The 19,871-nt window shown below is 67.5% G+C and carries 20 protein-coding genes, 3 tRNA genes and 1 pseudogene; 10 read left to right on the plus strand and 14 right to left on the minus strand.

All coding sequences use genetic code 11. The annotated features are described in order from the left end of the window. Nucleotides 1–120: 120 nt before the first annotated feature. Both ACFUEJ_RS10065 and ACFUEJ_RS10070 read left to right on the plus strand, forming a co-directional pair. A complete protein-coding gene (locus ACFUEJ_RS10065; protein WP_068972621.1) occupies nt 121–789 on the plus strand; it encodes an MspA family porin in 669 nt (222 codons plus the stop codon). Between the two features lie 47 nt (nt 790–836). Beyond that, nucleotides 837–1,517: an MspA family porin gene (locus tag ACFUEJ_RS10070; protein ID WP_265967282.1), complete on the plus strand. Its 681-nt coding sequence runs from the start codon at nt 837–839 to the stop codon at nt 1,515–1,517. Nucleotides 1,518–1,578: 61 nt separating this feature from the next. On the opposite strand, the gene ACFUEJ_RS10075 is transcribed toward ACFUEJ_RS10070, so the two are convergent. From ACFUEJ_RS10075 to ACFUEJ_RS10095, 5 genes are all read right to left on the minus strand, one after another. Next, nucleotides 1,579–1,669: transfer RNA gene (locus tag ACFUEJ_RS10075), tRNA-Ser, on the minus strand. A gap of 171 nt (nt 1,670–1,840) precedes the next feature. Continuing rightward, nucleotides 1,841–2,050 (minus strand): CsbD family protein, encoded by a 210-nt coding sequence (locus tag ACFUEJ_RS10080; RefSeq protein ID WP_058250988.1) that lies wholly within the window; start codon nt 2,048–2,050, stop codon nt 1,841–1,843. 170 nt (nt 2,051–2,220) lie between these two features. Next, a complete protein-coding gene (locus ACFUEJ_RS10085) occupies nt 2,221–2,490 on the minus strand; it encodes a hypothetical protein (RefSeq protein WP_058250987.1) in 270 nt (89 codons plus the stop codon). A gap of 123 nt (nt 2,491–2,613) precedes the next feature. Further along, complete coding sequence (locus ACFUEJ_RS10090; RefSeq protein ID WP_176455868.1) at nt 2,614–3,078, minus strand: nucleoside deaminase; 465 nt, start codon at nt 3,076–3,078, stop codon at nt 2,614–2,616. Nucleotides 3,079–3,097: 19 nt separating this feature from the next. Then, on the minus strand, nt 3,098–3,640 hold the full coding sequence (locus ACFUEJ_RS10095; protein ID WP_388029030.1) for a tRNA adenosine deaminase-associated protein: 543 nt from the start codon (nt 3,638–3,640) through the stop codon (nt 3,098–3,100). A gap of 78 nt (nt 3,641–3,718) precedes the next feature. Between ACFUEJ_RS10095 and ACFUEJ_RS10100 the strand changes: the two genes are divergently transcribed. After that, a complete protein-coding gene (locus ACFUEJ_RS10100; RefSeq protein WP_058250985.1) occupies nt 3,719–4,693 on the plus strand; it encodes a prephenate dehydrogenase in 975 nt (324 codons plus the stop codon). A gap of 35 nt (nt 4,694–4,728) precedes the next feature. Here ACFUEJ_RS10100 and ACFUEJ_RS10105 read toward each other — a convergent pair whose 3' ends face one another. Continuing rightward, complete coding sequence (locus ACFUEJ_RS10105) at nt 4,729–5,283, minus strand: putative glycolipid-binding domain-containing protein (RefSeq protein ID WP_082652894.1); 555 nt, start codon at nt 5,281–5,283, stop codon at nt 4,729–4,731. Nucleotides 5,284–5,443: 160 nt separating this feature from the next. Next, complete coding sequence (locus ACFUEJ_RS10110) at nt 5,444–6,229, minus strand: hypothetical protein (RefSeq protein ID WP_068972623.1); 786 nt, start codon at nt 6,227–6,229, stop codon at nt 5,444–5,446. A gap of 618 nt (nt 6,230–6,847) precedes the next feature. On the opposite strand from ACFUEJ_RS10110, the gene helR reads away from it, so the two are divergent. Then, entirely contained in the window at nt 6,848–8,974 is a 2,127-nt protein-coding gene (helR, locus tag ACFUEJ_RS10115) for an RNA polymerase recycling motor ATPase HelR (RefSeq protein WP_388029034.1), read from the plus strand. A 197-nt stretch (nt 8,975–9,171) separates the two neighbouring features. Here helR and ACFUEJ_RS10120 read toward each other — a convergent pair whose 3' ends face one another. From ACFUEJ_RS10120 to ACFUEJ_RS10135, 4 genes are all read right to left on the minus strand, one after another. Beyond that, nucleotides 9,172–9,558, minus strand: a complete 387-nt coding sequence (locus ACFUEJ_RS10120; RefSeq protein ID WP_065631212.1) for a hypothetical protein — start codon at nt 9,556–9,558, stop codon at nt 9,172–9,174. Continuing rightward, complete coding sequence (locus tag ACFUEJ_RS10125) at nt 9,558–10,196, minus strand: BlaI/MecI/CopY family transcriptional regulator (protein ID WP_065631213.1); 639 nt, start codon at nt 10,194–10,196, stop codon at nt 9,558–9,560. The genes ACFUEJ_RS10120 and ACFUEJ_RS10125 overlap by 1 nt, the downstream gene beginning before the upstream one ends. 119 nt (nt 10,197–10,315) lie before the next feature. Then, a tRNA-Arg gene (locus ACFUEJ_RS10130) sits at nt 10,316–10,388 on the minus strand. Between the two features lie 36 nt (nt 10,389–10,424). Then, a tRNA-Ser gene (locus ACFUEJ_RS10135) sits at nt 10,425–10,516 on the minus strand. 118 nt (nt 10,517–10,634) lie between these two features. Between ACFUEJ_RS10135 and hisC the strand changes: the two genes are divergently transcribed. Then, nucleotides 10,635–11,702, plus strand: a complete 1,068-nt coding sequence (hisC, locus tag ACFUEJ_RS10140; RefSeq protein WP_388029036.1) for a histidinol-phosphate transaminase — start codon at nt 10,635–10,637, stop codon at nt 11,700–11,702. Between the two features lie 27 nt (nt 11,703–11,729). On the opposite strand, the gene ACFUEJ_RS10145 is transcribed toward hisC, so the two are convergent. Next, the gene (locus tag ACFUEJ_RS10145; RefSeq protein WP_388029038.1) at nt 11,730–12,707 is read right to left on the minus strand and encodes an alpha/beta hydrolase; all 978 of its coding nucleotides are present in this window, start codon (nt 12,705–12,707) and stop codon (nt 11,730–11,732) included. 193 nt (nt 12,708–12,900) lie between these two features. Here ACFUEJ_RS10145 and ACFUEJ_RS10150 point away from each other — a divergent pair. Further along, nucleotides 12,901–13,409 (plus strand): annotated as a pseudogene (locus ACFUEJ_RS10150) (acyl-CoA thioesterase). On the opposite strand, the gene ACFUEJ_RS10155 reads toward ACFUEJ_RS10150, so the two are convergent. Then, complete coding sequence (locus ACFUEJ_RS10155) at nt 13,383–14,630, minus strand: hypothetical protein (RefSeq protein ID WP_226512134.1); 1,248 nt, start codon at nt 14,628–14,630, stop codon at nt 13,383–13,385. The pseudogene ACFUEJ_RS10150 and the gene ACFUEJ_RS10155 overlap by 27 nt on opposite strands. Nucleotides 14,631–14,779: 149 nt before the next feature. On the opposite strand from ACFUEJ_RS10155, the gene ACFUEJ_RS10160 reads away from it, so the two are divergent. The 3 genes from ACFUEJ_RS10160 (at nt 14,780) to ACFUEJ_RS10170 (ending at nt 17,764) form a co-directional block, all read left to right on the plus strand. After that, nucleotides 14,780–15,871, plus strand: a complete 1,092-nt coding sequence (locus ACFUEJ_RS10160) for a magnesium transporter CorA family protein (RefSeq protein WP_388029042.1) — start codon at nt 14,780–14,782, stop codon at nt 15,869–15,871. Between the two features lie 124 nt (nt 15,872–15,995). Further along, nucleotides 15,996–16,967, plus strand: a complete 972-nt coding sequence (locus tag ACFUEJ_RS10165) for an ABC transporter ATP-binding protein (RefSeq protein WP_388029044.1) — start codon at nt 15,996–15,998, stop codon at nt 16,965–16,967. Further along, on the plus strand, nt 16,964–17,764 hold the full coding sequence (locus tag ACFUEJ_RS10170) for an ABC transporter permease (RefSeq protein ID WP_259935526.1): 801 nt from the start codon (nt 16,964–16,966) through the stop codon (nt 17,762–17,764). Before ACFUEJ_RS10165 ends, ACFUEJ_RS10170 begins: the two co-directional genes overlap by 4 nt. A 15-nt stretch (nt 17,765–17,779) precedes the next feature. Here the strand turns inward: ACFUEJ_RS10170 and ACFUEJ_RS10175 are convergent, their stop codons facing one another. After that, entirely contained in the window at nt 17,780–18,454 is a 675-nt protein-coding gene (locus ACFUEJ_RS10175) for a winged helix-turn-helix transcriptional regulator (RefSeq protein WP_388029047.1), read from the minus strand. A gap of 204 nt (nt 18,455–18,658) precedes the next feature. Between ACFUEJ_RS10175 and ACFUEJ_RS10180 the strand changes: the two genes are divergently transcribed. Further along, a complete protein-coding gene (locus ACFUEJ_RS10180; RefSeq protein ID WP_388029049.1) occupies nt 18,659–19,474 on the plus strand; it encodes a class I SAM-dependent methyltransferase in 816 nt (271 codons plus the stop codon). Nucleotides 19,475–19,871: the final 397 nt, after the last annotated feature.

The raw sequence follows: 19,871 nt of genomic DNA on the forward strand, positions 1-19,871 counted from the left end.
AGGGTACGTTCACCTACGATCCCACCCTGCCGCAGCTGTCGGGTCTCCCCCTGCGATGAGTCCCGACGTTCATGCGACACCCCGTTTCCGAACGGGTTGATGACACGAGGAGAGCACGAGATGACACAACGAACCCTGCGGGCCGTCGGACTGTCCGCACTCATCGGCGGATCGGTGACTGCCGCGCTGCTCGCCGGCGCCGCGTCGGCGGGCGCAGACACATTCGTCCGGCTTCCGGGCGGCACCGCGAAAGGTGAGGGCGTCCAGATCGTCCGATCCGAGGAGAGCGCGCGGGTCTCGACGTCGATGGCTGCCAACGGCGTGTCCAGAACCACCTGGGTCAGCGGCCAGATCACCTTGTACGCACCGAATCTCAAACCGGCGAAGGCAGGACCGAGCGTCGGCGCGGCCGGCGAGACCACCCTGCCCGGAAGCAACGGAACCGCCACGAACGGCGCCGCGGCCACCCTGTCCACCGGCTACATCATCGGGTGCCAGGTGAACATCAAGGGCCTGCAGGGCGGTCTGTCCGGATCGTTGACCCCGACCGCACCCTCCCTGTCGGGGACCCTGACCGTCCCGCTGGCCGCCGGCGACGTCACGTTCGTGGTGTTGAACACCAAGAACATCGAGAAGGCCGGTACTTACCACCTCGGTTACGACGACGCGCAGATCGACGTGCAGAACTGCGGCGGATACGCCCAGGCACGAGCATTCACCACGATCGAGACCACCGGCGAGGTGCACCAGAAGGTGAACCTCTACGGCAAGCCGTTCTCCATCGGCTGACCGCGAACCCGTTGTCCACCACCATGACCCGCCGAATCGGAGCTCCCATGACCGTCACCAAGCGCCGCGCCACGCGCACCCGGATCATCGCGTCCACGACCGCAGTTGCCTGCGCGGCACTGATACCCGTCCTCGATGCCGCACCCGCACACGCCGACACCACCGTCCAACTCCCCGGGCAATCCGTCACGAAGAAGTTGAAAGACGGTACGACGGTGACCATCACGCGCAGCAAAGAGTCCGCGCGGATCACCCCGTCGATGGGCGCCACGCCCCTGCACCGCAACGCCTGGGTGTCCGGCAAGTATGTGGTGACCACGTCCGACCCGGCCGCGAAGATCGGTGTCGGCGCCGGCTACATCGTCGGCTGCCAGCTAACACTGGGCGGCAACTCGAACAGCAGGGCCGGCGCGACCGCACCCAACTTCGACCTCCAGAGCGCGACCACGACGGCCGAGACCGGCGCCGGCGTGACCATCGGGCCCGGCCAAGCGGTCAACTACGTCATCAACGACCGTGAGTACAAAGACGCGTTCGGTGCGGCCGGCCACTCGTCGTCGATCAGCTTCTCCGGCGGCAAGGGCACGCTGGCGTACACCAACGAGACCATGATGGTGAACGGCTGCGCCGGTTACGCGCAGGCCCGGTCGTACGCCAAGGTGAGCATCACCACCGACAACGTGTCGCAGTCGATCGCCGTGTACGGAAAGCCGTTCAGCATGGGCTGACCGACCACCGCTCCCAGAGATGCGAAATGGCCCCCCACCCGTGAGGATGGGGGGCCATTTCTGGCGGTGGCGGAGGGATTTGAACCCTCGGTACGGGGTTACCGCACACAGCATTTCGAGTGCTGCACCTTCGGCCGCTCGGACACGCCACCGCCGAAGACTGTACCGCAGACCCGCGGTCAGACTTAAATCGGCTGCTCAGGCCCACCCCCGCCCCCTGAGGAGCGAGCTTGCGAGCGTCACGAAGGGTCCTCGCAACTCGTCTCGGCAGGCCCCTTCGAGGCTCGTCGCTATCGCTCCTCGCACCTCAGGGAGCAGGGGGCCTAGTGGCCGGTCAGCTTGTCCTTGACGTCGTCGATCTTGCCCTTGACGGCGTCGGCGGCGTCGGTGATCTTCTGCTTGCCCTCGGCCTGCGCCTGGTCGCCCTTGCCCTCGTTCTTGAGGTCCTGATCGTCGGTGAGGCTGCCGGCAGCTTCCTTGCCGCGACCCTTGAGCTCTTCGGCCTTGTTCTTGGCGTCGTCCGTGGTTCCCATGAAGCCTCCTCGGTGAGGTTCGGCGCGGCCGGGTGCCGTCCGATGTGGAAGAACTCGGCGACGACCGACGCGCCGGCTGCTCGACACTGGCGCCGCCTGGGGAGCGGACTCCCGCATCCCACCGTGCCACAGGTGTGCACTGAGCTGCATGACCGCAGGTCAGTGACCTGTCAGCGGCTGTTGAACTTCTGGGACACCTCGTTGATCTTGTCCTTGGCGGTACTGAACGCCTCTTGGACCTTCTCGTTCTCGGCGAGATCGTTGAGCTTGTCCTTGGCGGTGTCCAGCGCATCCTGGACCTGCTTGCTCTCGACGAACTCGTCGATCTTGTCGCGCGCGGTACCCAGCGCCTCCTGGACCTTGCCGCTCTCGGCGAGCTCGTTGATCTTGGCCTTGGCGGTGTCGAAGGCCGCGGTCACCTTGTCGGACGGATCGGTCATGATTACTCCTCGCGGATCGGGGATGCTGACGTCCAATCTGCCAGGACCGCCCGCCGCCGACCACCGGTCCGCACCCTGAGATCTCACCGATCTTGAGTCCTCACGACCCCGAGATCACGACGGTCACGGGTGTCGTCGGGTGGCGAAAAAGTCGACCATGAGTGCGCGGCACTCGGCTTCGAGGACGCCGCCCCTCACCTGGGGGCGATGCGACAGCCGTGGATCGCGGACGACGTCCCACAACGAACCGACGGCACCGGTCTTGGGCTCCCACGCCCCGAAGACAACCGCGTCGACCCGGGACAGCGTGATCGCTCCGGCACACATCGTGCACGGTTCGACGGTCACCGCGATCGTGCATCCCGGGAGCCGCCATCCATCACCGAACGCCCGCGCCGCGGCACGCAGCGCAAGCACCTCGGCGTGGGCCGTCGGATCGGAATCGGCCTCGCGACGGTTGGCGGCCCGGGCCAGTTCGACGCCCTCGGGGTCGAACACGACTGCCCCGATTGGTACGTCGTCGGTCCCTGACAGTGCCGCCGCGTCGAGCGCGGACCGGACCATGGCCTCCCAGGCGGGCGCACTCATCGCGCGGCTTCGTGCGGGCTCAGTGGCCGAGGGAGTCGAGAACCTTGCCCAGCTGGTCGGCGAAACCGAGCCGCGCCGCGATCATGCCGAGCTGTTCGTCGGCGTACAGATCGGTGTCCCCGACGATGATGCTCATGACCGCGTCGGGCAGTCCCAGGTCGGCGAGCAGCCCGAGGTCCCCTTCCTCCCACGGATCGATCTGATCGAGCTCGTCCGGATCGATGTCGGGGACCTCGATGTTGAGGGCATCCAATGCGTCGACCGCGATGTCGTAGTCGACGGAGGCGGTCGCGTCGGAGATCAGCAGACGCGCCCCGGTCGGCGACGGCCGGACGATGATGAAGAACTCGTCATCGACGTCGAGGAGTCCGAAGACCGCGCCCGCCGAACGCAGCTCACGCAACTGGGTCTCGGCGTCCTCGAGATCGGAGAGCGCCGACGGTTTCATCGCGGTGACCTTCCACCCGCTCTCGTCGCGGACGACCGCCACGGCGAAACCGTCGATGTCGTCGTCCACGTCCTGCGCGTTCGACCCCGACTTCCCAAATCCGGCACCGGCCATGCGACAAACCGTAGCCCCTATCACCGGTACTCCCAAGTCCCGGTTCACCGGGCATGACCGGTATGGGAACGTGTCAGGGTGACTGCCGCGCCGTCGTCCCCCGCTGTCGCCCTTTCCACGCCGGTCTGTGTGCTGGGTCTCGGCCTGATCGGCGGCTCGCTGCTGCGGGCCCTGCACGACGCCGGGCACGAGGCGTTCGGCTACAACCGGTCGGCCACGACCGTCGATGCGGCCATCGGCGACGGTTATGACGCGTCCGCGGATCTCGTTGCGACACTCGAGCGTGCGGCGTCGTCGGACGCGCTGCTCGTGCTCGCGACACCGGTGACGACGATCGGCCCCCTGGTGACGGCCATCGCCGAGAACGCGCCCGGGCTCCTGGTCACCGACGTGATCAGCGTCAAGCAGGAAGTCGAGCGCCTACTCGCCGATCTGCATCCCGGAGGTCGATACGTCGGCGGGCATCCGATGGCCGGGACCAGTTCGTCGGGTTGGGCGGCAACCGACGCCACCCTCTTCGACGGGGCGATGTGGGCGGTCACCACCACCGACCACACCCCGGCCGACGACTGGCTCACGGTGGCCGCGCTGGCCGTGACGGTCGGCTCGCGAGTGGTGCCGGTCGCACCCGACGCGCACGATCGGGCGGTCGCCGCGATCTCGCATCTGCCACACCTGACCGCCGCGGCCACGGCCGCCGTCGGGGCCGGTGAGAGCGACCTCGCCCTACGCCTGGCCGCCGGCAGCTTTCGCGACGGCACCCGCGTCGCCGGCACCGCACCCGCCCTGCAGCGCGCGATGATCGAGGCCAACGGCATCGCCGTGCTCAACGTCCTCAGCGAGACCATCGACCGCCTCACCGCCGTCCGCGACGAACTCCGCGACCACGGAACCGCCGAAGTGCTGGTCGACGACGGGCACCGCGCGCGAAAGGCGTACGAGCAACTGCATTCCGGCGCCGCGGAGGTCATCTCCGGGGTGACGGTCGGCGACGACGGGTGGCAGCAGGAACTACGCCGGCAGGCCCATCAGGGCCGGGTGTGGGTGGGCTGACCGCCGCGCCGCGTCCCTGGGGCCGCCCGCACACGTCAGACCCGGCGTGCGAGACCCGGGTAGTCGACGACGAAGTTGTTCTCGTCGACGGTGATGGTGGTGGTCGCAAGCGGCGACACCACACGGAATCCGTCCGTGCCCGGGGTGTACGACATCGTCGCCGGCTTCACGTCTCCGCTGGGCAGGTACATGTACGCGACCGGGATCTCGACCGCACCGGGAGTCGACGCCGAGAGAGCGCGTCGCCGGATCGGCAAGGCGTTGAACATCGGTGACAATGCGAGGTCCACGTCTTCGGCGCCGTCGAAGTCCGAGCGGGTGGTCTCACCGTCGGGACGACGGATCAGCCACGTGCCCTCGTCGTCGCGCGTGATGCCGAACTGCGTCTCACCGTCAGTGCGTACCAGGTGAACGGTGAGCCGCTTGACCACACCGGCATCGGTGGTCTGCAGTTCGTACGACGCGGAGAACGCCTCGTGGTCGGCGGTCGCCGCGGCGATGATCCGTCCATAGGCCTTGAGTCGTGCGCCGGACACGACCAGGCGGACCTGTTCCAGTCGATCGGTGTCTTCGCCTCGCCACGTGAGCATCGTCTTGAACTCGTCGTTGGTGGCGGAGGACTGACCGCTGTCAGGGGCTGTCTGCGGAGAACTCACGTGACCACGGTAGCGAGCAACCGCCCCGATCACACATCGGACGACCTGGTCACCCGACCGATCACCCCGCCCGGGGCCCTGAAGACGTGACCGTTCAGGCGATACAGGACGCGGTTCGGCGGGTCGATGACGGCGTCACGGTGTCTTCGACCACCACCTCGCCCGCCACCGTGATCGAGCAACTCACCGAGCTGCCCGTTCCGGCGATGACCAGGAGGCGCAGCGGGTTGACCCCGCCGGTGAACTGGACGGTCCACGGATTCGTCGGGGCGAACTCCGAGCGCAAGCCGTTGTCGTCGACGTAGAGGATGGTGGCCTGCCCGTCGATGGTCGCCTCGTAGGTCACCGGTTTGTTCTGCGGATCGATGCGCTCACCGGGTTGACCCGGGAGCCGCTGTCCCGGGTCGGGCGGGGTCAGGCTGGGCGGTTCGAAGGTGCGTGGGATCGGCATGGTGTCGGTGACCGTCGGCGAGTCGGCGAAGCGGTCCTGCGGTGCCTCCTCCCGCAGCCCGAGGAACCCGACGAAAGCCACCACGAGCAGCACCACCACGCCCAGGGTCAGGATCAGGGTCGCGGTGGGCACCTTGCGAATGCGTGATCCCGGTCGGCCGTCGGCGCTTTCGGCCTCCCGCTCGGCAGTCGCGACGCGTTCGGCCTCGGCACGCTCGGCGCGCTCGGCCATGGTGAGCTCGGTGTTCGTCGGCTGGCCGGGGCGGAACATCGGGGTCCCGTCCGCGGCGTACCCGAGCGGCGGATAGAGCTGCGGTGCGACGGGTTGCCCGTAGAGATCGCGAGGCGACCCGCCGGTCTGGCTGCCGCCTCCGTCGCGGCGTCGAGGGTCGTGAGCGCCGGGGTTCGGCCCCCCGTACGGCTGTCCCATCGTCGGCCTCCGGTCGGATTCTCGAGCGTCGTCGCCGACGCGGCGCGGCCTCGACCGAAACCTACGGTTCGGCTCGACGCCGCGCGTCATTCCCTCTCCGACCTTACGGCGCGAAGTCGGGAGCCCACCTCGACGATCGGAAAACCGCAGGCCACGACGATGCCGCGACGACAGTGAACCAGTCGGTCGAATGAGCCCGAACATCGATGACGGAGACGCGGAAACCGTGGCCGCGCTGCCGCCCCACCCCCGTGCCCTCGGGGGCGGCAGCCCCCTGACAGGCCCCACCGAAAAGAGTTCACCGTAGTGAACTGAAAGTACTTTCACATACAGCACCGTGGGCTGCAACAGCTGCGCGGACGTCCAGGACAAGTGATATCGGGGTCCGTTTCACCTGCGCACCCGCCGATCTCTGCCCCTTTCACCATAAGCCCTGGACAGGGGCTTGCCGCAAGACCCCCTATCCGGTGCAGAATCGCTGTCTCACCTGCGACGACCAGCCCTGCCACCTGCTGATTCGGAGTCATCTCTGTGCCCCCAGTCCCCGAAACCCCAGTCCTCGAGACCCCAGTCCCCGAAGCCCCAGTCCCCGACGACGCGACTTCGACGACCACCGCGGTGTTCGCCCTCCCCGACAGCCTGTCCCCGAAGAACGATCCGGCCCTCGTCGCCGACGACACCCGACACTTCGCCTCGATCACCACGAACCTTCGACGCACCTTGGCCTACGCCGACGAGCGCCTGCAGCACCTTCGGCGCGAAGCCGGTGGCAGGGGTCGCCGGGCCGTCGACCGCGACATGGAGATCCACCAGCTCGGCGCACGTATCCGATCGCTGCGGCGGTTCGGCCTCGACCTGTGCCTGGGTCGGCTGGTCCGCGACGACGGGGAGATCCTCTACATCGGCCGGCTCGGGCTGACCGATGCCGCCGGCGAGACCCTGCTCGTCGACTGGCGCACCCCGCTGGCCGCGCCGTTCTTCGCCGCCACCCGCCGCGACCCGATGGGACTGGTGAGCCGACGCCGCTACCGCTGGACCCACGGCCGGATCACCGACTACTGGGACGAGGTCTTCGTCGACGACCCCGCGGTGCTCACCTCGCACGCGGCGCTCGACGAGCAGTCCGCGTTCCTCGCCGACCTCGGCGCCAGTCGTTCCCCGCGCATGCGAGATGTCCTGGGCACCATCGCCACCGATCAGGACGCGATCATCCGAGCCGACTCGCACGGGACCCTCGTCGTCGACGGCGGGCCGGGAACCGGCAAGACCGTCGTCGCGCTGCATCGTGCCGCCTACCTCGTCTACGCCGATCCGCGCCTCGCCGGTAATCGGGGCGGGTTGCTCGTCGTCGGACCTCATCGGCCGTACCTCGCCTACGTCGCCGATGTGCTGCCGAGCCTCGGGGAGGAGAGCGTCCAGACGTGCACCCTCGCCGATCTCGTCGTCGAAGGTGATTCGGCGACAACCGAAGCCGACGTCGACGTGGCACGGTTGAAGTCGTCGCCCCGGATGGTCGAGGCGGTCGAGCCGGCGGTCAAGTTCTACGAACAACCGCCGACGACGCCGTTCGTGGTCGAAACACCCTGGACGGAAACGAGTCTGACCGCCGGCGACTGGGCGGACGCCTTCGACGCAGCCGAGAGCGGGACCGCACACAACGAGGCGCGGGACGAGGTGTGGGAAGAACTGGTGTCGATCATCGCGTCGCGACACGACGACGACGTGCCCCAGCACGCGCTGCGTCGTGCGTTGGCGGCGAATGACGAACTCGCGGCGGCCTTCTCGCGAGCGTGGCCGATACTGGACGCCGCCGAGATCGTCGGTGACCTGTGGTCGGTGCCGGCCTTCCTCCGCATGTGTGCGCCGTGGCTGTCGCCCGGCGAGGTACGCGCACTCCAGCGCAGCGTCCCCGACGCCTGGACCGATGCCGACCTGCCGATCCTCGACCGCGCCCACCGCCGGATCGGGGACCCGGCAGCGTCGGCCCGACGTCGCCGGCAGCGCGCGGACCTGGCGAGGGAACGCGAGCGGATCGACCAGGTGGTCGACGACCTGATCGCCGCCGAGGTCCACGACGACGGCGAGGGACTCATGACGATGCTCCGGCACGAGAACCTGCGCCACCACCTCGGGGACGGGTCCGTGGGCGAGACCGCCCGCCCACTGTCCGGGCCGTTCGCGCACATCGTCGTCGACGAAGCGCAGGAACTCACCGACGCCCAGTGGCAGATGCTGATCGACCGTTGCCCGTCGAAGAGCTTCACCGTCGTCGGCGACCGCGCGCAGGCACGACGCGGATTCCCCGAGTCATGGGCAGAGCGACTTCGGCGCGTCGGTCTGCGCGACGTCACCTCGGCGGGACTCACGATCAACTACCGGACCCCGGAAGAGATCATGGATGCGGCCGCCCCCGTCATCCGCGCGGCCCTCCCCGATGCGAACGTGCCGACTTCGGTTCGGCGCGCGGGCATTCCGGTCACCTACGGCGACCGCGCAGACCTCGACACCGTGATCGACGACTGGACCTCGACGCATCGAGACGGAATCGCCTGTGTGATCGGCGAACCCGGCTTCGCCGGGACCGACCGCGTGCGGTCGCTCACCCCCACCCTCGCCAAAGGGCTCGAGTTCGACCTCGTGGTGCTCGTCGACCCCGACGCCTTCGGTGCGGGCACCGAAGGCGCGGTCGACCGCTACGTGTCGATGACCCGGGCGACCCAGCAGTTGGTGATCCTCCGCGCGTAGTGGTGGCGCCGGCGATTGGGGTAGTGCCGTACTCGTGTCGACGTCCCGGACGCCGGCGAAGATGGATGACAGCACCGGCACCTCGTCCACCCACCCAGGGTTCCGGTGCACACAGAAGAGGCCCGTCACCGGGATCGGTGACGGGCCTCTGTGGTGCGCCCGTAGGGATTCGAACCCCAGACTTTCTGCACGCGGCGCTACCCCCGAGCCGCAACCGCCTGCTTCGCCGCCTCGACCAAATGTTCCGCAGCGCGATTCATCTTCTTCAACTCTGCGGAGCTCAGGTCCTGATGTGTGTAAGCAACCTTGTTCTTCAAATTGAGCAGCGTATTCAGATGCCGTTCGGATCCGCTGTCCGCTCGCCGGAGCAGGGCAACAGCCTCACTGTGGTTGCCGGTGTTCGAGTGCGTACCGAGGCGCACGCAGCAGATCGCGTCCGCGGCAGCGATACCCGCATCGACGTACAAGTCGCCGGCAGCGTTGGGCATTTCGTCGACGAGAAGTTCTGCGGCGTCGAAAAATTCGTTCGCCTTCGACAGACGCCCCGCGGTGACCCCGGAGTCACAGTTCCGCTGTCCGGCCATCAAGGCCTCCTCACCGAACGCAGCTGCGCGTTGAACCAGGACCGTGTCCCCGCGACGGTCAGGCCCTGCTTCGACACGTCGTCGAACACAGCCTCACCGGCAGAGGCCGCGGCATGAAACTCCTGCTCGGCGTACTCGACAATCCGGCCGTCGTTACCGGTCCACGCGGTGATCAGTCGAGCGAGTTCGGTCACCCGTTGTTCCCACAAGTCGTCCCCGTCGTCGGAGGAATCAGGGCCCCGCACCAGGAACAAATCGATGTCGCTGTCGAGCGCCATCCGCCCCGTGGCGGCCGAACCGAACACGGCGGCGTAACGCAGCGTGCTCCCCCAGCTGCTCAGGTGTTGTTCGAGTCGGCGCAGAAAAGTCGAGTTCAGGCGCGATACCGCCATGATTGCGTCAGCCGCTAGATGCTCGGTGTTGAGACGGTAAGTGTGGGTCCTACCCACCTCGTCATGCAGCACCACGCCCTGTTTGGTGAGGCGGTTGAGGACCTTGCGAATTCCTTCTCCCGACGCAGAGGTGAGAATGCGCTGGACCTGAGTGATCGTGAATGTTTCGTCTGCACTCGCAAGGACATCGAGCACGTCGCCGTCCAGGGTCGGCGTCACCGTCGCGAACGGCTTGTGGAGCTGCATCTCCGACTCCCCTCCAACTAAAGTTAGACTATCGCAACTATAGTTGGGGATCAGCATCTCGTGGTGAGAAGACGAAACAAAACGCCAGGCGAGACATGGTCTCGCCTGGCGATTCTCTGTGCGCCCGTAGGGATTCGAACCCCAAACCTTCTGATCCGTAGTCAGATGCTCTATCCGTTGAGCTACGGGCGCGTGCTATTCAGTTGTACCGCCGTCGGCCGACTGCGGTGGCGGAGGCGAGAGGATTTGAACCTCCGGTCCCGTTTTAGCGAGACAACTCATTAGCAGTGAGTCCCATTCGGCCGCTCTGGCACGCCTCCTTGGCGGAGTCCTTTCGAACTGCCGAGTCGAAAGGTTACACACCCTTCGCGTCCACAAGCAAACCGGTTGGTCAGAGCCGGTTTCTGCCTCATCGGGGTCGCGGCCTACATTGGTCGGGTGAGCCTGCGAATCCGCCCCGACCTGGACGACCTTCCCGTATACGTACCGGGCAAGACGTTTCCGGGAGCGGTGAAGCTCGCCAGCAACGAGGTCACCGAAGGTCCGCTGCCGAGCGTCGTCGAGGCGATCGGCGCGGCGGCCGCAGCCGTGAACCGCTACCCCGACAACGGGATGGTGGAGCTGACCGCAGCGCTGGCCAAGAGCCTCGGGGTCACCGAAGACGAGATCCAGGTGGGATGCGGGTCGGTCATCCTCTGCCAGAACCTCATCCTCGTCACCAGCGGACCGGGCGACGAGGTGGTCTTCGGGTGGCGGTCCTTCGAGACCTATCCCCTGGCGACGCGCGTCGCGGGCGCGACACCGGTCCAGGTCCCGCTCACCGGCGATCTGACCTACGACCTGCGCGCGATGGCCGACGCGATCACCGACCGCACGCGGCTGATCTTCGTGTGCAATCCGAACAACCCGACCGGGACCGTGGTCGAGGCAGCCGACCTGCGGGAGTTCCTGCAGAGCGTGCCGTCCGACGTCATCGTCGCGCTCGACGAGGCGTACTTCGAGTACCTGCGCCTGCCGTCGAGTCAGGCGTACGACGCACTCGAACTCCGACGCGAGTTCCGCAACCTCGTGGTGCTGCGCACCTTCTCGAAGGCGTACGGGCTGGCCGGGCTGCGCGTGGGCTACGCGATCGCCGATCCGGAGGTCATCACCGCCCTCGGCAAGGTTCACGTGCCGTTCTCGGTCAGCAGCGTCGCCCAGGCCGCCGCGCTCGCCAGCCTCGACGCCGGCGACCAGTTGCTGGCCCGCACCGACGCGGTCGTCGCCGAACGTGCCCGCGTCACCGCACGATTGCGCGACGCGGGCTACCGGGTCCCCGATTCGCAGGCCAACTTCGTGTGGCTCGACCTGGGAGCGGCGTCGATGGACTTCGCGCGCTCCTGCGTCGACGCCGGGGTGGTGGTCCGCCCCTTCGACGGCGACGGCGTGCGGGTGACCGTCACCAACGCCGCCGAGGACGACGTGTTCCTGCGGTTCGCCGAGAGCTGGGACGGTCCCCGGAGCTGATCCTGGACCGCGAGCCGACCGAGCCGGTCAGAGCCCCCGGCCGATGGTCGGCCACAGGGCCGCGAGGTCGCGCTCCCAGTACGCCCACGTGTGGGTTCCGATGAGGCGGAAACCGTCGGTGTAGGGCACCCCCGCGGCACGCATCGTGATGGCGAACTCGAGCGAACAGCGGTAGGCACCCAGTTCGAGCGCCGACGAGGATGCCGTCACGACGTCGCGCGGCCCCTCGTCCGGCTCGATCTGACGCTGGAGGTCGAGGGGGCCGATGGCTCCCGAACCGGCGGCGATGAAGATGTTCTTCCCGCGCAACCGGTCGAGATGAAGACTCGGGTCGTGTGCGCGCCAGCCCGCGGAGCCGAACGGGCCCCACATGTTGGTGGCGTCGCCGCCGTCGCGACCGACCGTCGTACGGACGTAGGCCTCGTTGACCGGACCGGACACCGGCGGGCAGCCGCTGAGCGAGGCGACGCCGGTGTACATCTCCGGGTGCCGGATGGCCAGGGAGAACGCGGCCTGCCCACCCATCGACAGCCCGATGACCGCGTTGCGGCCGTTGCCGTCGAACCGTTCGTCGATCAGCGGCGGCAGCTCCTTGGTGAGGAACGTCTCCCACATCGGCTTGCCGAGCGCGGCGTCCTTCTTCTGCCAGTCGGTGTAGAAGGTGCCCTTTCCTCCGGTGGGGAGTACGACGTTGACGTTCTTGTCGGCGAAGAAGCGTCCGGCGCGACCCTTCGTGATCCAGTCGCTGACCTCGCCCTCGGCGCCGGCGCCGTCGAGCATGTAGACCGTCGACCGCGGCGTCGATCCGCCGACCGGGGTGAGGACCGACAGCTTGATCCGCTCGTTCATCGCCGGTGAGAAGACCCAGATGTCGGTACGCAGCGCACTCAGCTTCTCGGATTTGGCGATGCGCGCCACCTGTTTGGGAGCGGCGTCGGCGATGGCCGGGGTCGACAGAATCCCCACCATCAGGCACACCAGACCCGCGATCAATCGCCTCGACATCTCGCCAACTCCCTCACCGACAATCCCCCCCGGAGTGCACCCGGGACCTCGTCGTGTCACCACGTGCGAGTCCGCGCCGACCGGATCGGCCCGACGCGGACATCTAGACTCACAGACTACCCGGCGTTCAGCCGAGTGGAAGGTCGTGACCACGGCATCTCACGGGCACCGGGACCCCCGAGGAAAGTCGACGATGCCCACATCACCTTCTGTTCACCACGCGCGTTCCGAGCGGAACGAACCACCGTCGACCACGGGACTCGGTCCGAACGACTTCGCCTTCGTCGCCGAGGTCGGAGTGCGCTGGTCGGACATGGACGCGTTCGGACACATCAACCACGCGCGGATGGTGACGCTGATGGAGGAGGCGCGCATCGCGTGGCTGTTGAGCGCCGGCGAGGACTACGCCCCGCTGATCACCAGCGCGATGATCGTGCACGCCACATCCGATATCAGGCCCAGCTGCGTCACGACGACTCGCCGCTGCGAATCGGGATGTGGATCAAGGGTTTCCGTTCGGTGGACTTCACCATCGGTTACGAGATCCGCAGCGGCGTTGCCGACGACGCCAGTCGGCCGGCGTGCGTGGCGAGCACGCAGATGGCCGTCGTCGACATCGAGAAGCACACCCTCCGGCGGCTGTCCCCCACCGAGAAGGACTACCTCAGCACGTGGTCACGACGGCTCGTAGCGGGCGGGTAACTCGCGGGGCACAGCCGGCGAGATCCGCGCGATGTTGCCCTGCAACACATCTCGATAGATGCGCAACTGCTCTTCGCCGCTGCGGACCTGTTCGGTGAGCCGTTTGGCGTTGTCGACGGAGATCTCGCGGTCGCCCGACCGCGCGATCAACGCATCGATGCGGTCGTCGAGGGTGGCCGCTTTGTTGTACTCGGCGAGGACCTGCAGCTCGACGGCCGCGGATTCGACGACATGCGCGACCTCGCCGAGCGCCTGGACACGGTCGATCAGTTCGGTCCACACCGGTCGCAGTGTCGTCTCACGCTGATCGATCTGCGCGGCGAAGGTGCGGTCGAAGCCGCCGTTGCGCTTGGCCCGGTCGAGGTCGATGCGTACCGCCCGCAACGCGATGACGTCGGCGGCGATCTCGGCGACCTCGGCGTGCAGGTTCACCTGGGTGCGCTGGACCTCGAAGTGGTCGGAGCGCCAGGCGGGGTTGCCGAGGATGCGGTCGTAGTAGTGACCGGTGATGAACAGCAGCGTCTCGTAACCGTCGACGAAGGCCGCGGTGCGGGGGGCGCCGGTCTGAGTCGCTCCGCCCGGCGCCTCGCGCACGCCCGACAGGAACTGGTCCGCCCACTGCCCCGCCTGCGAGTTGCCCGACTTCGCGGCGACCTGCCCCACCACGCCGGCGATCCGGTCGAACGCGGCGGTGCCGGCGCGACGGACATAGCTCGACGCGTTGACGTTGGGGGTCGGGGTGCACAACAGCCCGGCGAACAACCGGTCTCGTTCCTCGATCTCGAGATAGACGTTCTCCCGTCGCTCGCGTCGGATCGCCCGGGTCCCCGACGCGAACACACCCTTACCGGCGACGATCTGCTTGCGTGCGTCCTCGCGGCGTCGTTGCAGGCCGTTGAGCCGGTTGCGCATCACAGCCGCGACCACACCGGGCACCACCGGGCTCGACAACTGGTGTTCGATCTGGACGATCGCGCGCTGCAAGCGGCGCAGATCACCGAAACCCGCGGACATGGACGGCATCGGCCGACCGGTTGAGATCCGGCGCACCACGATCGCACGACCACCCGGGGTGAGATATCCGGAGGCGATGAGCAGCGCGGCGGTGTCCGACAGTTCGCGCCGCTCGCCCGGTACCGCCGAACGATCGCACCACTCGCGGATCTGTTCGCTCGTGCGCGCGGGCATCAAGCGATGTCCGCGGGAACTGCTGTCGACCATGCCGCCGCCTTACCTGGAGAATCGGTGTCCGCGCCCGTCCACAGACACCGATTTCGATGCTACCCGCGGGCGACGACCACCCGGTGTGGTCGACGTCTCGCCTGCCTGTCGCACCGACGGAACACCCCCACCGGTGTCACGATGGCCACATGACAGTTCCCTCGGATGTGTCGGGATCTCGCGGCGTCGAACGCATCCGTGGTCAGATCTGGCGGAACGGCGACCCGGTGGACGGCTTCGACCTCGAGGAGATCTCCACCTGTCTCGACAATCCGGAGAAGTTGATCTGGGCTGATCTGGAATGCCCCACTCACGAGACCCTGTCCCGGTTGGCGGCCGAACTCGACCTCGACCCGTTCGCGATCGAGGACACGGTCGCGGCGGCCGAACGGGTCAAGACCGTCACCTACACCGGGCACACCTTCGTGATGGTCTACGCGGTGTCGCTGCACGACGGCGACGCGCCGGCCGACGACCGGGACGACGACGATGACGACAGCTCCGCGGCCACCGACTTCCGATCCTCCGCGAACGGTCGGGCGCGGATGTTCGACCTGCACCGCATCTCGATCTTCGTCAAACGCAACGCGCTCATCACCGTGCGACCGACCCCGGCGCTCGACACCGACGAGGTCATGCGGCGTTGGTCGGACAGCGGCGCCACGCAGTACGGGATCGGCGCGCTCGTGCACGGACTGCTCGATGTCGTCGTCGACGGGCACTTCGACGCCGTGCAACGCCTCGACGACGAGATCGAGGACCTCGAGGCACTGCTGTTCGACGAGCGCATCCCCGGCCGCGAACTGCAGCGCCGAACCTACGACCTGCGCAAGGACCTCGTCGTCCTGCGACGGGTGGTCCTGCCGATGCGCGAGGTGATCGCCGGCATCCAACGACGGCGGTTTGACAACCACGCGCCACCGGAGCTCGACCCGCATTTCTCCGACCTCTACGACCACGCGCTCCGGGCGTCGGAGTGGACGGAATCGTTGCGCGACATGATCACCACCGTCTTCGAGACCAACCTGACCCTCGCCGACGCGCGACTCAACACCGTCATGAAGAAGCTGACCGCGTGGGCCGCGATCATCGCCGTGCCGACGGCCATCACCGGCTTCTACGGGCAGAACGTTCCGTTCCCCGGTTTCGACCGACTACTCGGCTTCATCACCAGCACGACGCTGATCCTCGTCGTGGTCGTCGGCCTCTATCTGTCGTTCCGCAAACGCGATTGGTTGTGACCGCATCGTCGGATGTGTTGTCCTGCAACGAGTGTGACTAGTACACGGCGGGTTTCGACATGAAAGCGGTTGACCACGTGCGCGTTTGATAGCGTATGGGCCAGCCCACCGACGGAAGGCACCGATGGAGTCACCCGCGATCACGATCGACGGTCTCACCAAGCGATTCGGCAGCCTGACCGCGGTCGACGACCTGTCGTTCACCGTTGCCCCCGGTCGCGTCACCGGGTTCCTCGGACCGAACGGTTCGGGTAAGACCACGACCCTGCGGATGCTCCTGGGCCTGGTCGAACCGACCGCCGGCCGGGCACTCATCGGCGACCGCCCGTTCCGGGAGATCCCGCGACCCGCCCAGCACGTCGGCGCGGCACTGGAGGCGTCGAGCTTCCACCCCGGTCGCAGCGGACTCGGGCACCTGAAGGCACTCGCCCCGCAGGTCGGGGTCCCGACGTCGCGGTGCCGGGAAGTGCTCGACTTCGTCGGACTCGCCCAGGCCGCGGACCGCCGCGTCGGCGGTTACTCGATGGGCATGCGGCAGCGCCTCGGCCTGGCCACCGCGCTGCTCGGCGATCCGCAGATCATCCTGCTCGACGAGCCGGCCAACGGTCTCGACCCCCAGGGCATCGTGTGGCTGCGCGGGCTGCTGCGGTCGCTCGCCCACGAGGGACGGACGGTCCTGGTCTCCAGCCACGTGCTCGCCGAGGTGCGGAGCACCGTCGACGACGTGGTGGTGATCGGCAACGGCAAACTGGTCCGGGCCTCCACGCTCGCCGACTTCGAGGCGCTCGCCGAGCACGCGGTCGTCGTGCGGACGCCGTCGCGGGCGTCGTTCGTCGCACTCGCGGGCGAACGCGGGTGGAAACTCGAGGACACGCACGACGGTTTCCGGGTGCCCGGCGTGAGCGCGGCCACGGTCGGGACGGCCGCCTTCACCGCGGGCATCGAACTCCACCAGCTCGCCGACGTCGGCGCCGATCTCGAGGCGGTCTTCCTGCATCTCACGAAGTCTTCGGACGCACCGACCAGTCATTTCGCCGGCGGGTCAGCCGATCCCGGTCCGAACTCGGCACCGACGTCGCCGGGGGCAGCCCGATGAGGGCCGCCCTGATCGCCGAGTACCGCAAGTTCACCTCCACGCGGATGTGGTGGGTCCTGCTCATCGCCATGGTCGCCTATCTCGGGTTCATCGGTGCGGCACTGGCGTTCTCGATGACGACCGAGAATGCCATGCAACAACCCACGACGCTCGTCGGCGCCGATCTGGCCCGCTCGATCTACGCCCTCACCAGCCCGATCGGTTACGTGTTCGCGCTGGTGATCGGCAGCCTGGCGGTGACCGGGGAGTTCCGGCACAAGACCATCACGGCGAGCCTGCTCGTCGAACCGCGACGCGGAATCCTGTTGGTGGCCAAGCTGATCGCCGGCATCCCGATGGGGCTCCTCTACGGCGTCCTCGGCACTCTGGCGGTCGTCGCGACGGCGGCACCGATCCTCGCGACGGTCGGGGACGGCGCGTTCCTCGGCGACAGCTCCACCCTCGAGGTGATCGGCCTGTCGATGCTGGTGATGGTCCTATGGACCGCGATGGGGGTGGCGTTCGGCGCCGTGGTGTCCAACCAGGTCGCCGCGATCGTGATCCTGCTGGCCTTCACCCAGCTCGTGGAACCGATCGCACGCATCGCGCTGGCGACCTTCGACGTCACGTCGTCGGTGTCGAAGTTCCTGCCCGGGTCGGCCGCCGACGCCCTCGTCGGCTCCAGCTTCTTCGCCACGATGGGTGGTGGCAGTGACGACCTGCTCCCGCAATGGGCCGGCGCCCTCGTCATACTCGCCTACATCGCCGCGTTCGCGGTCATCGGTCGCTACACGACGTTCCGCCGGGACATCGCCTGACGGTGCCCGCGGCGCTCACGCCGGTCGCGGGACCGCCGACGAGAGGCTCTGCCCGATCCACGACGGCACGTCTCGTGCCACCCCCGCGGCACCGTGGATCTCGACGCGGTCGGCGGCGAGCGCCAGACGCCAGTCGATGTCGCCCCGCCAGATCTCGGTGAGAGTACGCAGATCGGTCATCACGGTGGCGTCGAGTTCGTAACCGGGGTCGAAGTCGCACACCTGCGCCTCACCACCCGCGACGACCAGCCACCATGTGCTCGCCTTGCCGATGACATCGTGAAAGACGAACTGCACCATGGTGCGTCGTCGCGGCCACCGGTCGACCGGGACGGTGCGGTGCATGTCCCACAGGAGCAGATGCGGGTCGAGGTCGGCGTCGCCCAGCTCACCGATCCAGCGGATACCCCACGCGCTCAACGCCTCTACGACCGTGGTGAGCTCCTCACCCATCGTCGTCAACGTGTACACCGAACGACCGCCGACAACGCTGCGGTTGATCACCCCGGCACGTTCCAGACTGCGTAGGCGCTTGGTGAGCAGAGCCGGCGACATCTTCGGCACCCCGCGTCGCAACTCGTTGAAATGCCGACTGCCCAAAAGCAGTTCGCGGACGACGAGAATCGTCCAGCGCTCGTCGAGCAACTCCATCGCCTTGGCCACCGGACAGAATTGTCCATACGATGTCATCGCAGCCTCCCCACTGCTGGTCGAGCCGGCCCCGTGTCAAAACGTCTTCACCCAGTACACACCCGTCGCCGGCTGATGACCAGTACAGAAACTGAACTGCCGCCAGTACAGATGTTGGTCTAGAGGACGGGTCGGACTTCGTCGGATGCTCGTTGTGTCCGGTCACGGACGACCACCATTCGACGACTTCGAGGGACCGCCATCATGACCACGACCCATCCCACCCCGTTCGACGCCGAGATCAAGGCCCGCCACCGCAAGCTGTGGGCGTCGGGCGACTATCCAGCCGTCGCCGACCTCATCGCGCCGCTGGGCCGCCGCCTCGTCGACGCATTGCACATCACCGCCGGGGACAAACTACTCGACGTCGCCGCCGGAGCGGGGAATGTGGCCGTGCCCGCGGCCGAAGCCGGCGGGCACGTCGTCGCCAGCGACCTCACGCCCGAGCTCCTGTCCGTGGGCGAAGCCCGGCACCGCGACCTGCCGATCACCTGGCGCACCGCCGACGCCGAAGATCTCCCGTTCGACGACAACGACTTCGACATCGCGACGTCGTGCGTGGGCGTCATGTTCGCGCCGAATCACCAGAGGTGTGCCGACGAACTCGTGCGAGTCGTGCGTCCCGGCGGACGGATCGGCCTGATCAACTGGACTCCAACGGGATTCATCGGTGAGTTGTTCGCGGTCATGAAGCCGTACGCCCCGCCACCGCCGCCCGGTGCGCAGCCGGGGCCGCTCTGGGGCGACGCCGACCACGTGCGGTCGTTGTTCGGTTCCGGTGTCACCGACCACGAGTTCGTCACCGAGACCGTGGCGATCAGCGAGTTCGACGACGGCGCGGCGTTCCGCGATTTCTTCAAGGCGCACTACGGCCCGACCATCATGGCGTACCGCAACGTCGGCGACGACCCCGCGCGCGTCGACGAACTCGACGCCGCCATCGCCGCGCACGCCGACCGCTACCTCACCGACGGACGGATGGAGTGGGAGTACCTCCGCGCGGTGCTGACGGTCGGGTGAGCCCCCTCCCGCTGGTTGAGCCGCAGCCGCAACCGCAACCACCGCTGGTTGAGCCGGCACCGAGCGCCAGCGAGGCGCCGAGTCGAAGCCACCCGGCAACCACAGCTGCCCGAGCCGCAACCACCGCTGGTTTCAGTGTCAGGGTTGTCTAGCCACTTCGGTGGTGGTTGGGTTCTGACCATCAGGCATCTGGCTCTACCGCTGGTTACCGCCCCTGGCTGTATTGGGCTGGTGTTGGCTCATTGTGCCGATGCCTGGTGTGTCAGGACCGGCCGGCGTGACTTGATAGGAGCGTGGCATCGCCCCGACTGAGATGTGTCCGCCGACCGGCCCGACTGTCGCCACTCCACTCTGACAGGAAGGCATCTTCCATGATCGTTATCGGTGCCGATGTGCA

The organism is Gordonia sp. NPDC057258 (assembly GCF_042668985.1).
Taxonomy (GTDB): domain Bacteria; phylum Actinomycetota; class Actinomycetes; order Mycobacteriales; family Mycobacteriaceae; genus Gordonia; species Gordonia hongkongensis.